Source organism: Amycolatopsis sp. NPDC049868, from assembly GCF_044461365.1.
Classification (GTDB): Bacteria; Actinomycetota; Actinomycetes; order Mycobacteriales; family Pseudonocardiaceae; genus Amycolatopsis.
In genome coordinates, this window is sequence record NZ_JBITKV010000003.1 from 162,948 (window position 1) to 176,321 (window position 13,374).

13 protein-coding genes are annotated in these 13,374 nt (G+C 69.3%); 9 read left to right on the forward strand and 4 right to left on the reverse strand.

Translation table 11 applies throughout. From position 1 onward, the window contains the following. Positions 1-14: 14 nt before the first annotated feature. From ACIBTM_RS14170 to ACIBTM_RS14185, 4 genes are read left to right on the forward strand one after another with little or no spacing between them, the layout of a single operon-like run. A complete protein-coding gene (locus tag ACIBTM_RS14170) occupies positions 15-617 on the forward strand; it encodes a hypothetical protein (protein WP_395876928.1) in 603 nt (200 codons plus the stop codon). Further along, complete coding sequence (locus ACIBTM_RS14175; RefSeq protein ID WP_037333548.1) at positions 618-1,784, forward strand: glutathionylspermidine synthase family protein; 1,167 nt, start codon at positions 618-620, stop codon at positions 1,782-1,784. A 49-nt stretch (positions 1,785-1,833) separates the two neighbouring features. Then, a complete protein-coding gene (locus ACIBTM_RS14180; protein WP_007030574.1) occupies positions 1,834-2,286 on the forward strand; it encodes a DUF350 domain-containing protein in 453 nt (150 codons plus the stop codon). Between the two features lie 55 nt (positions 2,287-2,341). Further along, complete coding sequence (locus ACIBTM_RS14185) at positions 2,342-3,247, forward strand: haloalkane dehalogenase (RefSeq protein WP_395876929.1); 906 nt, start codon at positions 2,342-2,344, stop codon at positions 3,245-3,247. Positions 3,248-3,307: 60 nt separating this feature from the next. Here ACIBTM_RS14185 and ACIBTM_RS14190 read toward each other — a convergent pair whose 3' ends face one another. Continuing rightward, complete coding sequence (locus ACIBTM_RS14190; RefSeq protein WP_395876930.1) at positions 3,308-4,591, reverse strand: aspartate aminotransferase family protein; 1,284 nt, start codon at positions 4,589-4,591, stop codon at positions 3,308-3,310. Between the two features lie 133 nt (positions 4,592-4,724). On the opposite strand from ACIBTM_RS14190, the gene serS reads away from it, so the two are divergent. From serS to ACIBTM_RS14205, 3 genes are read left to right on the forward strand one after another with little or no spacing between them, the layout of a single operon-like run. Further along, a complete protein-coding gene (gene serS / locus ACIBTM_RS14195) occupies positions 4,725-5,993 on the forward strand; it encodes a serine--tRNA ligase (RefSeq protein ID WP_395876931.1) in 1,269 nt (422 codons plus the stop codon). A 22-nt stretch (positions 5,994-6,015) separates the two neighbouring features. Further along, the gene (locus ACIBTM_RS14200; protein ID WP_395876932.1) at positions 6,016-7,026 is read left to right on the forward strand and encodes a DUF3558 family protein; all 1,011 of its coding nucleotides are present in this window, start codon (positions 6,016-6,018) and stop codon (positions 7,024-7,026) included. Positions 7,027-7,073: 47 nt separating this feature from the next. Beyond that, entirely contained in the window at positions 7,074-8,078 is a 1,005-nt protein-coding gene (locus ACIBTM_RS14205; protein WP_395876933.1) for a DUF3558 family protein, read from the forward strand. Positions 8,079-8,086: 8 nt separating this feature from the next. Here ACIBTM_RS14205 and lhgO read toward each other — a convergent pair whose 3' ends face one another. Continuing rightward, positions 8,087-9,271 (reverse strand): L-2-hydroxyglutarate oxidase, encoded by a 1,185-nt coding sequence (lhgO, locus tag ACIBTM_RS14210; protein ID WP_395876934.1) that lies wholly within the window; start codon positions 9,269-9,271, stop codon positions 8,087-8,089. A gap of 80 nt (positions 9,272-9,351) precedes the next feature. Here lhgO and ACIBTM_RS14215 point away from each other — a divergent pair, with 80 nt between their 5' ends. Beyond that, a complete protein-coding gene (locus ACIBTM_RS14215; protein ID WP_395876935.1) occupies positions 9,352-9,948 on the forward strand; it encodes a TetR/AcrR family transcriptional regulator in 597 nt (198 codons plus the stop codon). Continuing rightward, a complete protein-coding gene (locus ACIBTM_RS14220; RefSeq protein WP_395876936.1) occupies positions 9,945-10,433 on the forward strand; it encodes a nuclear transport factor 2 family protein in 489 nt (162 codons plus the stop codon). The genes ACIBTM_RS14215 and ACIBTM_RS14220 overlap by 4 nt, the downstream gene beginning before the upstream one ends. A 220-nt stretch (positions 10,434-10,653) precedes the next feature. Here the strand turns inward: ACIBTM_RS14220 and ACIBTM_RS14225 are convergent, their stop codons facing one another. Both ACIBTM_RS14225 and ACIBTM_RS14230 read right to left on the reverse strand, forming a co-directional pair. Then, positions 10,654-12,186 carry an MFS transporter gene (locus tag ACIBTM_RS14225; protein ID WP_395876937.1) on the reverse strand — a complete coding sequence of 511 codons (1,533 nt, stop codon included), beginning with the start codon at positions 12,184-12,186 and terminating at the stop codon, positions 10,654-10,656. Continuing rightward, positions 12,183-13,280 (reverse strand): C45 family autoproteolytic acyltransferase/hydolase, encoded by a 1,098-nt coding sequence (locus ACIBTM_RS14230; RefSeq protein WP_395876938.1) that lies wholly within the window; start codon positions 13,278-13,280, stop codon positions 12,183-12,185. The genes ACIBTM_RS14225 and ACIBTM_RS14230 overlap by 4 nt, the downstream gene beginning before the upstream one ends. Positions 13,281-13,374: the final 94 nt, after the last annotated feature.

Here is a 13,374-nt window from a genome sequence, read left to right on the forward strand (position 1 = left end):
ATTACGGAGCTTCGATGACGCAGGATGACAACCAGGGGGCACAGCCGCCTCAGGAGCCGCCGAAGCGCGGCACGATGCGCTTCCAGGACGGCAGCACGCAGGCGCGGCAGCCGTCGTTGGCCGAGCAGCGGGCACGCCAGCAGGCGCTGGCGGAGCAGGAGCGCCAGGAGGCGCTCGCGGCCGAAGCCGCCCGCGCCGCCGAGAAGAAGTCTTCGACCAAGAAGAAGATCCTGATCGGCACTGGGGTGACGGTCGGTCTGGTGGGCTTGGTCGCGACGTTCTACACGGTCGCGAAGCCGGAGAACGTCACGGCCGTCTGCGCGGCCAAGGACACCGAGATCATCAGCGACGACCAGAACTGCGACGAGCGGTACGTGACGTCGCACGGCGGCTACCACTCCGGTGGCTTCTTCTTCATCCCGATCGGCGGCGGGCGGTACGACAGCTACCGCTACAACTACGGCGGCACCGGGACCATCGGCCAGCGTGTGTCGGGTGGTTCGTACACCGCTCCGTCGAACGCGAACGTCAGCACGAAGTCGGGCAAGTCCGTCCAGCGCGGCGGGTTCGGCATCAGCGGCAAGAGCGGCGGCAGCGGCAAGAGCGGGGGCTCGTAGGTGTACCGGGATTCCAAGCCGCCCCGGCGGGACTGGCAGAACATCGTCGAAGAGCAGGGTCTGGTCTTCGGCACGCCCGCCCGCGACGGCTCCGGCAAGTCCCGGCCGTACTGGGACGAGTCGGTCCACTACGTCTTCGACATGGACGAGATCCTGTCGGTCGAGGCGGACGTCGAACTGCTGCACTCGATGTGCCTCGAAGCGGTCGACAACGTGATCACCACCGAGCAGTACCACCGCTTCGGTATCCCGGAGTGGGTCTGGCCGCATATCGCGGAGTCGTGGAAGCGGCAGGACCCGCACGTCTACGGCCGGTTCGACCTGCGCTACGACGGCAAGAGCCCGGCGAAGCTGCTCGAATACAACGCCGACACCCCGACCTCCCTGCTCGAGGCCGCGGTGCTGCAGTGGCACTGGAAGACCGCGGTCTTCCCCGAGGACGACCAGTGGAACTCGATCCACGAGAAGCTCGTCGAGCGCTGGGGCGAACTCGCCGACAAGCTCCCCTCGAACGAGCTGCACTTCACCTGGTCTTCGGCCGATCCGTCCGGTGAGGACCACGTGACGACGGCGTACCTGCAGGAGACCGCGGCCGAGGCCGGGCTCGACACCGTCGGCCTGTCGATCGAGGAGATCGGCTGGGATCCGGTGCTCAAGCGGTTCGTCGACCTCGAAGAGGCGCAGATGGCGACCGTGGTGAAGCTCTACCCGTGGGAATGGGTGGTCGACGAGGAGTTCGGCCGCTTCGCCGTCGAGACGATGCCGCGCACGCTGTGGGTCGAGCCGCTGTGGAAGATGATCCTCTCCAACAAGACGCTGCTCGCGATCCTGTGGGAGAACTACCCGGGGCATCCGAACCTGCTGCCCGCCTTCGCCGACGACCCCGGCCTGCTCACCGAGTACGTCCGCAAGCCGAAACTCGGCCGCGAGGGCGCGAACGTGCAGATCGTGGCCACCGGGTACGAGACGCAGACCGACGGGGTCTACGGCGCGGAAGGGTACGTCTACCAGGCGTTCGACCCGCTCCCGGAGTTCCAGGGTTACCGGCCCGCGCTCGGCGCGTGGATCGTCGGGGACCAGGCCGCCGGTCTCGGTATCCGCGAGACCGCGGGACTCGTCACGGACGACGGTGCGGCGTTCGTCCCGCACCGCATCGTCGAGTCGTGATAGAAGCAACCGCACAAACCTGACATTTCCTGACTTCTGGAGAACCCCTGTGACCACCACCCTTGCGCTGTCCGACACGTTCGGCTCCGACCTCGTGCGAGGGATCGGCGCGATCCTGCTGTACGGCGTCGTCGGCCTGCTGATGATGTTCGCCGGGTTCTGGGCGATCGACTGGACCACGCCCGGCAAGCTGTCCCAGCTGGTCACCCGTGGCCTGCCGAACGCGGTCATCGTCACCGCTTCGGGGCTGCTGTCGATGGCGTTCATCATCGTCGTGGCGATCGCGAACTCCGCCAGCGACCTGACCGAGGGGCTCATCACCTCGCTGGTCTACGGCCTGCTCGGCATCGTCGTGCAGGTGCTCGCGGTCCGGCTGCTGGAGTGGGCGACCCGGATCGACATCCGCTCGACCATCGAAAGCGAGAAGTTCGCCCCGGCCAGCGTCGTCGTGGCCTCCGCGCACCTGGCCCTCGGCCTGATCGTGGCCGTTGCCATCTCGTGATTCTCTGACGCACTGAAAACGGCATAGGCGCACGATTCCCACTACCGTGGGAGTCGTGCGCCTTTTAAGGACACCGGAAGACCGGTTCTCGGACCTGCCCGATTTCGACTTCGAACCGCGCTACGCGGAGCTCGTCGACCTTCACGGCGGCGTGATCAGAGTGGGATACGTGGAGGCCGGCCCCGAGGACGGCCCGCCCGTTCTCCTGCTGCACGGCGAGCCGACCTGGTCCTACCTCTACCGCAAGGTCATCCCGGTGCTCGCCGACGCCGGGCTGCGCGCCATCGCGCCCGACCTGGTCGGCTTCGGCCGCTCCGACAAACCCGGCGACATGGTCGACCACACCTATCAGCGGCACGTCGAGTGGATGCGGGCGTTCGCCTTCGACGTCCTCGACCTGACCGGCGTCACCCTGGTCGGTCAGGACTGGGGCGGCCTGATCGGCCTGCGGCTGGTCGCCGAGAACCCCGACCGCTTCACCGGGATCGTCGCGGCCAACACCGGCCTCCCCACCGGCGACACCGACATGCCCGAGCTCTGGCACAAGTTCCGCGACGCCATGGAGAACGCCCAGGTCATCGATGTCGGGCGGTTCGTCCAGTCGGGCTGTCAGACCAAGCTGGCCGAGGAGGTCCGCGCCGCCTACGACGCGCCCTTCCCGAACGAGATGTACAAGGCCGCGCCGCGCGCGATGCCGTCCCTGGTGCCGATCACCCCGGACGATCCGGCCTCGGCCGCCAACCGGGCCGCGCTGAAGGTGCTGGCCGAACTGGACAAGCCGTTCCTGGTCTCGTTCTCCGACGGAGACCCGATCACCGCGCCGTGGGGCCTCGAACTGCGGGGTTCGATGCGCGGCGCCCGCGAACTGGAGCATCCGACGATCACCGGCGCGGGTCACTTCCTGCAGGAGGACGCCGGCGGGCGGCTGGGCGAGGTCATCGCCCGCTTCGTCCGCTCCTGAACGCTAGGAAAGGACCGTTCCTTGCAAATTTCGCAAGGAACGGTCCTTTCCTGGCGTTCGTCAGGAGATGGCGGCCAGCGCGTCCACGATGATCCCCAGGCCCTCGGCGGCCTCTTCGGCGGTCAGCGTCATCGGCGGCGCGATCCGCAGCACGTTGCCGTGCAGCCCGCCCTTGCCGATCAGTAGTCCCCGCGCCTTGGTCTCCTCCATCATCCGCGCCGCGGCGCCCGGGTTCGGCGTCATGCCGCCCGGTTCGACCAGCTCGACGCCGATCATCAGGCCCTTGCCGCGCACGTCCCCGATCAGCGGGTTCCCGGCCGCGCGCAGGCCGTCGAGCAGTTCGTTGCCGCGGGCGAGAGCGTTGGCCTGCAGGTCGTGGTCGGCGATGTGGTCGAGCACCGCGGCCGCGCCCGCCATCGCGACCGGGTTGCCGCCGAAGGTCGAGATCGAGTTCGCGGTCAGGCAGTCGACGAGGTCGCCGCGCGCCACGAGACCGCCGATGGCTAGGCCGTTGCCGAGCCCCTTCGCGAAGGTCATCGCGTCGGGGACGACGTCGTGCGCCTGGATCCCCCAGTAGTGTTCCCCGGTCCGTCCCCAGCCGGTCTGGACCTCGTCGGAGATGAACAGGATCCCGTACTGGTCGAGGACCTCCTTCATCGCCTTGAACAGGCCGTCCGGCGGTGAGCTGAAGCCGCCGACGCCCTGGATCGGCTCGGCGATCATGCAGGCGACGTCGCCCGAAGTGCCCGTCTCCAGGACGTCCACGAGGTCCGCGACGCACGCGTCGATGTACTCGGTGTCCGAAAGCGCCCGGAACGGGCTGCGGTACCGGTAGCCGCCGTGCACGTAGCTCACCTTCACCGGGCTGAGCGACGACGCCGACCAGCCGCGGTTGCCCGTGATGCCGACCGTCGCGAACGACCGCCCGTGGTACGAGTTCCGCATCGCAAGCACCTGGTTGCTGCGCCGGTACTGGGTGGCGAGCATGAGCGCGGTGTCGTTGGCTTCGGTCCCGGAGTTGGTGAAGAACACCTTCGCGTCGGGGATGCCGGAGAGCTTCGCGATGCGCTCGGCCAGTTCGACCTGAGAGCGGATCAGGTACAGCGTCGACGTGTGCAGGATCCCGGTGTCGAGCTGCTTGCGCACGGCGTCGCTGATCGCCGAGACGTCGTAGCCCATCGAGTTCGTCAGGATGCCCGCGAAGAAGTCGAGGTAGGTGCGCCCGGTCGAGTCGATGACCCGGCGGTCCTGCGCGTGCACGATCTCGATCGGCTCGTCGTAGTAGAGCGCCAGCCACGACGGCAGTACCGCCTTGTGCCGCGCCAGCAGGTCCGCATCGGTCATCGGGTTTCTCCGTCCGCAGCAGGGAGATCTCAGTATGGGGAGCGGCCGAAACGGGCGGCAACGATCAGACTGTCGGGTTATCCGCGCGGACCCGCACATTTTGTGCGACTCGCACGGACTACCCTCAGCACTCGTGATTGACCCCAGGACTCTGCGCGATGAACCGGACGTCGTGCGCGCTTCGCAGCGTGCCCGTGGCGAGGACGAAGGAGTGGTCGACAAGCTGCTCTCCCTCGACTCCCGCCGCCGGTCCTCCATCGCCGCCGCCGACAAGCTGCGCGCCGAGCAGAAGTCGCTGGGCAAGCTCATCCCGAAGGCACAGGGCGACGAGCGGGCCGAGCTCCTCGCCAAGGCGAAGGATCTCGCCGCCCAGGTCAAGACGGCCGAGGTCGAGCAGACCGAGGCGTCGGAGGAGTTCGAGCAGCTGCACCGCCTGGTGCCGAACCTCGTCCACCCCGAAGCGCCCGTAGGCGGCGAGGACGACTACGTCGTGCTCAAGCACGTCGGCGAGCCGAAGAAGTTCGACTTCGAGCCGAAGGACCACCTCGAACTCTGCGAGGGCCTCGGCGCGCTCGACATGGAGCGCGGCGCGAAGGTCTCGGGCTCGCGGTTCTACTTCCTCACCGGCGTCGGCGCCCAGCTTCAGCTCGGCCTGCTGAACATGGCGATCGCGCAGGCGACCGCGAACGGTTTCACCCCGATGATCACGCCGACCCTGGTGCGGCCGGAGATCATGGCGGGCACCGGGTTCCTCGGCGCGCACTCGTCGGAGGTCTACCGGCTGCGCGACGACGACCTGTACCTCGTCGGCACCTCCGAGGTCCCGCTCGCCGGCTACCACGCCGACGAGATCCTCGACCTCGGCAAGGGCGCGAAGCGGTACGCGGGCTGGTCTTCCTGCTACCGCCGCGAGGCCGGTTCGTACGGCAAGGACACCCGCGGCATCATCCGCGTGCACCAGTTCGACAAGGTCGAGATGTTCGTCTACACGCGTCCCGAGGACGCCGAGGCCGAGCACGCGCGCCTGCTGGACTGGGAAGAGCAGATGCTCGCCAAGATCGAGGTCCCGTACCGGGTGATCGACACCGCCACCGGCGACCTCGGCACCTCCGCGTACCGGAAGTTCGACTGCGAGGCTTGGGTGCCGTCGCAGGAGACCTACCGCGAGCTGACCTCGACGTCGAACTGCACGACGTTCCAGGCCCGCCGCCTCGGCATCCGCTACCGCGACGACGACGGCCGCCCGCAGACCGTCGCCACGCTGAACGGCACGCTCGCCACCACCAGGTGGATCGTCGCGATCCTGGAGAACCACCAGCTCGAAGACGGTTCGGTCCGGGTGCCGGAGGCGCTTCGTCCCTTCCTCGGCGGAACCGAGGTGCTCACGCCGACATCGAAGTAGGGTTCGCACCGAGGGGGACCCGATGAACCGCCGTAGCAAACCGATGACCGCGTTGTTCGCGGCGGTCCTCCTGCTCGGCGGATGTGCCGAGACGATCTCGGGGACGGCGTCGCCGGTGCCCGGCCAGGGGCCGGTGCTCACCAAGGCGGCGCCGTGCTCGTTGCTCACCCCGGAACACGCCGACGCGCTGGCGCTCAAGCTGCCGGGTGTCGAGACCAAGGGCAACAAGGCCCAGCAGCTCCCGCCGATGTGCCTGCTGTCCGAACGCGACGATTCGCCGCGCGGGGTGTCCCTGTCGATCACGCAGAGCATCGACATCCCGCTGAACGACTTCTACGCCGGTGCCCAGCCCGGTGAGAAGTTCGGCATCGGCGGCTTCACCTGGACGCGCTACGCGTCCCCGCTCGGCCCGACGGCCTGCTCGCTCAGCACCGAACTCGGGCCGTCCTCGTTCGTCGAGCTCGGCAGCGAGACGCAGACGGGCGCGCCCGAAGCGACGGCCTGCGATCTCGCGCTCGCCGCGGCCCCCGCGATCGCGTCGAGGCTGCCGGGCGGGCAGCCGGACCCGAAGATCGTCGCGCCACCGGGACAGAAGAAACCCGAGCCGTCCGGTCCGTTGCTGCAGGTCGACCCGTGCACGCTGCTGAAGCCCGACGAAGCCGCGAAGCTGGCCATCGCGCCGGGCACCCCGGTCGATCCGGCCCAGCTGGCCAATCCCGAGGACAAGGGCTGCGAGTGGAAGGACTCCGACGGCGACAAGGGGCAGCGTCCGCTGGACGTGACGCTCTTCCTGGCGACCGCCGTCGCCGACGTCGCCGGGCTCGAAGGCACTCCCGAGGAGAGCGACCTCGGAGGTCGCAAGTGGACGGTCCGGGCCAACGCCGCCACGAAGTACTGCACGGCCGCGCTGCCGATCACCGCGACGTCCACCGTGAAGGTCTCCAGTGGCCACTGGGACGACGAGACGAAAGCCTGTGACCTGCTGCGGGCCGCGCTGCCGACGGTGAGCGCCGCGCTGCCCGCCGGTTCGTGAACGGCGGCCGCGCACAAGTAGTGTGCGAGCCGATGAGGAGGGGACGCATGCGGTTTCGGAACTCGCTCGCGATCGGGCTGGCGGTGCTGACGCTCGGCGGCTGCACGGCGACGATCGCCGGTAAGGCCTCGCCGGTGCCCGGACAGGGACCCGTCGTCACGAAGGCCGAGCCGTGCACACTGCTCTCGGAGGAACACGCGAACGCGCTGGGAGTCACCTATCCCGGAGCGGAGCGCCCCGCCAAACCCGAACAGAAGGTCCCCGCGGTCTGCCGGTTCCGCGAGCCGGACGACGCGCGCAAGGCGTCGAGCCTCGAGGTCGCGCTGAGCAAGGACCTGTCCTTGAACGAGTACATGAACGGTGCCCAGCCCGGCGAGAAGTTCGGCATCGGCGGTTTCACCTGGACGCGGTACGCCACCATCCTCGGCCCGACCTACTGCTCGCTGAGCACGGAGATCACGCCGGACTCGTTCGTGGAGATCGCCAGCGAGAGCCCCGACCACACCGAGGGCAACGCGTGCGACCTCGCCAAGGCGGCGGCCCCGGCCGTGGCGTCGAAGCTGCCGGGCGGGGAGCAGAACCCGCAGATCACCGCCCCGCCGGGACAGAAGCCCGCCGAGCCGGGCGGTCCGCTCGTGAGCACCGACCCGTGCGCCATGCTCAAGCCCGAGCAGACCGCCCAGCTGCGGCTCGCCCCCACCGGCGAACCGATGAAGTCCACCTCGGATCCGAACCAGGTCGGCTGCGAATGGGCCGATACCGACGGAGAAAAGGGCGAAAAGGCGCTCGACCTCTGGTTCTACCCGGCGAAGGCGATGGACGAGACTCCGACGCTGATCTCGCAGGGCGAACCGCAGGACTTCGAGTCGGGCGGTCGCAAGTGGAAGATCTACACCGAGCCGGGCAGCAAACTGTGCGCGGCGGGCATCGCGATCACCGCGACGTCGACGGTGGCGATCATCGCGGGCAACCTCGACGACCCCGCGAAGGCGTGCGAAGTGATCAAGGCCGCGGTTCCGCTGCTGAACACGAACCTGCCGCCGTCCTCCTAGGACACGGCCTAGCCGGTCACCTCGTCGGCGATGTGCTTCGCGATCTCCAGCGCGCTGGTCGCCGCCGGTGAGGGCGCGTTGAGGACGTGCACCTGGTTCCGCGCGGTCTCGATCAGGAAGTCGTCGACGAGGGCGCCGTCCGGGCGCAGCGCCTGTGCCCGGACACCGGAGCCGTGCCGCACGATGTCGTCCTCGGTGACGGCGGGCACGAGCCGCGCGAGGCTTTCGGCGAAGCGGCGGCGGGAGAACGAGCGGCGGACCTCGTCGAGCCCGGTCGGGTACGCGTACTTGCGCGCGAGCCGCCAGACGCCGGGGAAGCGGGCGACTTCGGCGAGGTCCTTCGCCGAGAAGTCGCGCCAGGTGTAGCCCTCGCGCCGCAGCGCGAGCACGGCGTTCGGGCCGGCGTGCACGCTGCCGTCGAGCATGCGGGTCAGGTGCACGCCGAGGAACGGCAGCGACGCGTCGGGGACCGGGTAGATCAGGCCTCGCACCAGATGGCGGCGTTCGGGTTTCAGTTCGTAGTACTCGCCGCGGAACGGCACGATCCGCGCGCTCGGGGTGAGCCCGGCGAGCCGGGCGACCCGGTCCGCGTGCAGGCCCGCGCAGTTGACGAGGGCGTCCGCGTGGATCACGTCGTCGCCGGTCGCCACCTCGACGCCGCCGGTACGGCCGGGGCGGATCCCCAGCGCGGGCGTGCCGAGCCGCAGGTCGGCGTCGGATTCGTCGAGCAGCCGTACCAGCGCGGCGCAGACGGCGGGAAAGTCGATGATGCCGGTGGACTCCACGCGCAGCGCGGCGACGCACGAGACCTCGGGTTCGTACTCGCGAGCCTCGCTCGGGGTGATCAGCTTGGCCGGGACCCCGTTGGCCTCCGCGCGTTCGGCGAGCACCTTGAGCGCCGGAAGCTCGGCTTCGGAGGTGGCGACGACCAGTTTGCCGCAGACCTCGACCGGCACCCCGTACTGGCGGGCGAAGTCCACAATGGACCGGTTGCCCGCGGTGGACATCCTGGCCTTGAAGGAGCCCGGCTTGTAGTAGAGCCCCGCGTGCACGACGTTCGAGTTGTGCCCGGTCTGGTGTGCCGCCCAGTGCTCCTCCTTTTCGAGCACCGTGACGTCCAGACCCCGTTTGGTCAGTTCCCAGGCTGTGGCGAGACCGACGATCCCGCCCCCGATGACTACGACTGTGCGCACGATCGACCAGGTTACCCGGAGCGCTACCTGACAGCTGTCAGGTTGGGTGGTAGCGTACCTAACCGATGTCAGGTAAGCGGTTGAGCAGGGCAGAACGCCGGGAGCGGATCCTGGCCGCGGCGGCGCGGGTGTTCGCCGCGTCCGGGTACGACGCGGCGGGGATGCGCGAGGTCGCGACGGCCGCGGGGATCAGCACACCCGTGCTCTACGACCATTTCCCGGCCAAGTCGGCGCTGTACGCCGGCCTGCTGGAGTCCGAAGTGGACAGTCTGCTGGCCGGGTGGGCGGAGCTGCCGCCGTCGGACACCGCCGAGGAGCTGCTGCGCGCCAGGGTGGCGGCGATCTTCGCCTGGATGGAGACGAACGAACGCGGCTGGCGGATGATCTTCGCCGAGACGCCGTCGGACGAAGGCGTCGCCGAGGTGCACCGGCGCGGTCAGGCCAGGGCGACGGCGCAGCTGACCGAGGTGTTCGCCCGGGTCCCCGGCCTGGCGCTGACCGCGGACCTGCCGCGCGACCGCGCGAACGAAGCGCTCGCCGAAGCGGCGAAGAGCGCACTGAACGCCATCGCCACCTGGTGGTGGGACAACCGCGACATCCCGCGGGAGCAAGTCGTCGCGCTCACGGCGGATCTGCTGTGGCGCGGACTGGGGAACCTGATCCAGGAGGACCGATGAGCATCGAAACCACCGAGCGGTACCGCCGCGCCCTCGAGACCCGGGACGTGGACCTCGCGCTGAGCGCCTTCGCGCCGGACGCCGTCGTGCACTCGCCGCTGACGAGCCGCGTCCGGTTCAGCGGGCACGAGGAACTCAGGCCGCTGCTGGAAGTCGCCTACACGCATCTGCGCGACGTCCGGTTCCACACGGACACCGGGGACGGCGAGACCCGCGTCGTCGTCTACACCGCGCGCATCGGCGACGAGGAGATCGAAGAGGCGGCGGTGCTGAAACTCGGCGAAGACGGGCTGATCACCGAGGTGACGCTGTTCGTGCGGCCGCTGCCGGGGCTCGTCGCGCTGATGGACGCCTTCGGCCCGGACATCGCCCGGCGCAACGGCCGCACCTTCGCGGCCCGTCTGCTCGCGGTGGCCGCGAAACCCTTGCTGGCCATGGTGCGGTCGGGTGACCGGCGCGCCGTCCCGCTCGCCGGCCCCCGCTGACGAACGCTTTTCGCGTGATCAGACGGACGACACGCGTGATCAGACGGACGACACGCTCGTCGTCCGCCCAATCACGCGTGTCGTCCGTCCGGTCACGCGTGCCGTCCATCCAGTCCCGGGAAGAGTCCCTTCTGGACGATCAGTGCGTGAGGCCGCTGACGGATGTCATGAACGACCCTTTCCTGACGAAAAACGTCAGGAAAGGGTCGTTCATGACACTTCACGCGGCCACGGGGACCGGAGCAGGTTCCTCTTCGGGGTCTTCGAGGACCTTCGGCACCCCGCGCAACGTGAACAGGACGCTTACCGCCAGCACCGCCATCAACCCCGCCGAGCACAGCATCGTCACCTGCAACCCGTCGACGAATGCCAGTTTCGCGTTGGCCAGGACCAAAGCGCCCTGCTCGGGCGGTAGCTGAGCCGCGACCTGGACGGCGCCGCCGAGGGTGTCCGAGATCGCCTCCGGCGGCACACCCGGCGGGATGACGAGTTCGCTCCGGTACAGCGCGCCGAGCGCACTGCCGAGGACGGCGATCCCCAGTGCCCCGCCGAGTTCGGTCGCCGTCTCCGAGATCGCCGACGCCGCGCCCGCCCTGGCCTTCGGCACGACGCCGAGCACCGTGTCCGTCGCGACGGTGAGGATCAGCGCCAGCCCCACGCCGAAGACGATCATCGCCGCCAGCAGGTCCGGGTAAACGATCGTCACGCCGATACCCGAGTACAACGCGAAGCCGGCCGCCGACAGCGCGCAGCCCAGCCCGATGGTGACCGCACGGCCGAAGACCTTGATCCCCAGCGGCGCGAGCACGCCGCCGAGGACCGCGCCGCCCATCCCGGGCAGCCCGGCGAGCCCGGCCTTCAGCGGCGACCAGCCCGCCACCAGCTGCAGGTACTGCGCGAACATCAGCGAGACCGCCAGCTGCGCGAACATCGCCACGATGGTGGTGCCGACGGTCGCCGAGAACGCCCGCCGCGCGAACAGCTTCAGATCCATCAGCGGTTCGGCCAGCCGCGGCTGCCGCAGGACGAACGCCAGCAGGCAGCCGAGCCCGAGCGCCGCGGCGACCGCGACGTCCCAGTGCCCCCAGCCCTGGTAGGCGACTTCCTTGATCGTGTAGACGATCCCGACCATGCCGACGATCGACAGCAGCACGCTGAGGACGTCGATCCGGCCAGGGGCGGCGTTCTTCGATTCGGGCAGGATCAGCGCGCCCGCGATCACCATGACCACCACCACGGGCACGTTGACGAGGAATACCGAGCCCCACCAGAAATGGTCGAGCAGGAAACCGCCGACGAGCGGCCCCATGCCGAAACCGAGGATCGTCAGCCCGCTCGAAACCCCGATCACGGCCGCGCGTTCCTTGCCGGTGAACACGTTCCGCACGATCGAGAGGGTCGACGGCATCAGGGTCGCGGCGGCGATCCCGAGCAGCGCGCGGGCGGCGATCAGGAGTTCCGTCGTCGGCGCGTACGCCGTGATCACCGAAGCGACCCCGAACAGCGACGCCCCGATCAGCAGCAGCTTCTTCCGGCCGACGCGGTCGCCGATGTTCCCCATCGTGATCAGCAGCCCGGCGAGCGCGAAACCGTACGCGTCGGCGATCCACAGCAGTTCCGTCGTCGACGGGTGCATCTGCTCCGAAAGCGACGGCAGCACCAGATGCAGCACGGTCAGGTCGATCGCGATCAGCAGCTGCGCCAGCACGCAGACCGCGACGGTGCCGATCTTGCGACCCTTGCCGATGGTCACCGCGATACCCCGAAGGTGAGTTCCGGCGAGTGCCGCGCGGTGCCGTTCTCGCCGTCACCCAGGTAGAACCGCGTGCTGAGGGTGCGGGCCGCCGGGTCGAGGACGCTGCGCCACAACGTCCGCCACGGCGCGCCGGGCTCGATGGCTAAGGACACCGCGTCGAGCGCGGCGCGCGGCCCGGAGCCCGCTTCCTTGGTGACGGTGCGCAGCCGCTCGTAGGTGCGCATGGTCTCCGGCGTGTCCTCCGGCAGCGCGTCGACGTCCGGGTGCCGGTGCAGCAGATGGTTCGTGACGCACAGCGGCCCGTCGGCGACCTCGACGAAGTACTCGATGTCGTTCGCGCCGCGCTCGTGGACGAAGCCACGGCCCGAGGCGTCGGCGACGATGTAGTGGCAGGGCGCGCCGTGCGCGTACTGCTTGGCGAGCATCAGCGCTTCCTTGGCCTCGTCGAGGTTCTCGCAGGTGTCCAGCAGATACCGGCACACCTGCATGACCGAGAGACCTGCCTGCGGGCCCGGATCGTGTTCCAGCGGCGCGGCCGTTTCGACGTCGGCCATCAGCAACGCGACGACCAGCCCGGCCTCGTTGACCCCCTCCGTCGCGCCGTCCATTGTGGACATCGTCAGGGTGGTCGAGGCGATGCCGTCGTCGGGGATCGTCGTCAGGACATAGGGCCGCGACGCCATCGGCACGGTCCCGTCGTCGACCGGCTCCTTCCCGGCCAGCACCGCACCCAGCTGGGTCCAGCTCATGGTGAAGAAGTCGTAGTTCCGGCCGAGCGTGCTCCCCGTCCACAGCGCCGAACACCCCGACCCGGCGGGCAGCGCGCTCGCGTCGTCGAAGGAGACCGCCGCGCCGGCCGGGAGCCCGTAGGCCTCGGCGAACCCGGCCAGGCGTCCGGCGTACTGGGGCCAGTTCCGCGTGAACCAGGTCCGCCGCGCCCTGGCCACGATCGGGTCGATCGACGACGGCGACCAGTCGGAGCGCGCCTTCACTTCGGCGCCGAGCGCCTGGCCGATCTCGGCCTGGGAGCCGCGCAACGTCAGATGCCGCACGGCGAGGAAGTCTTCGGGAGATCCAGCTGCGTAAGTCATGTCCGGAGGGTCTCCGCGGCCGCTGACCGTCCGCGCACCGAACGCTGTCAGTGCTGTCAGTGCTGTCAGTGCTGTCAGTGCTGTCAGCGCTGTC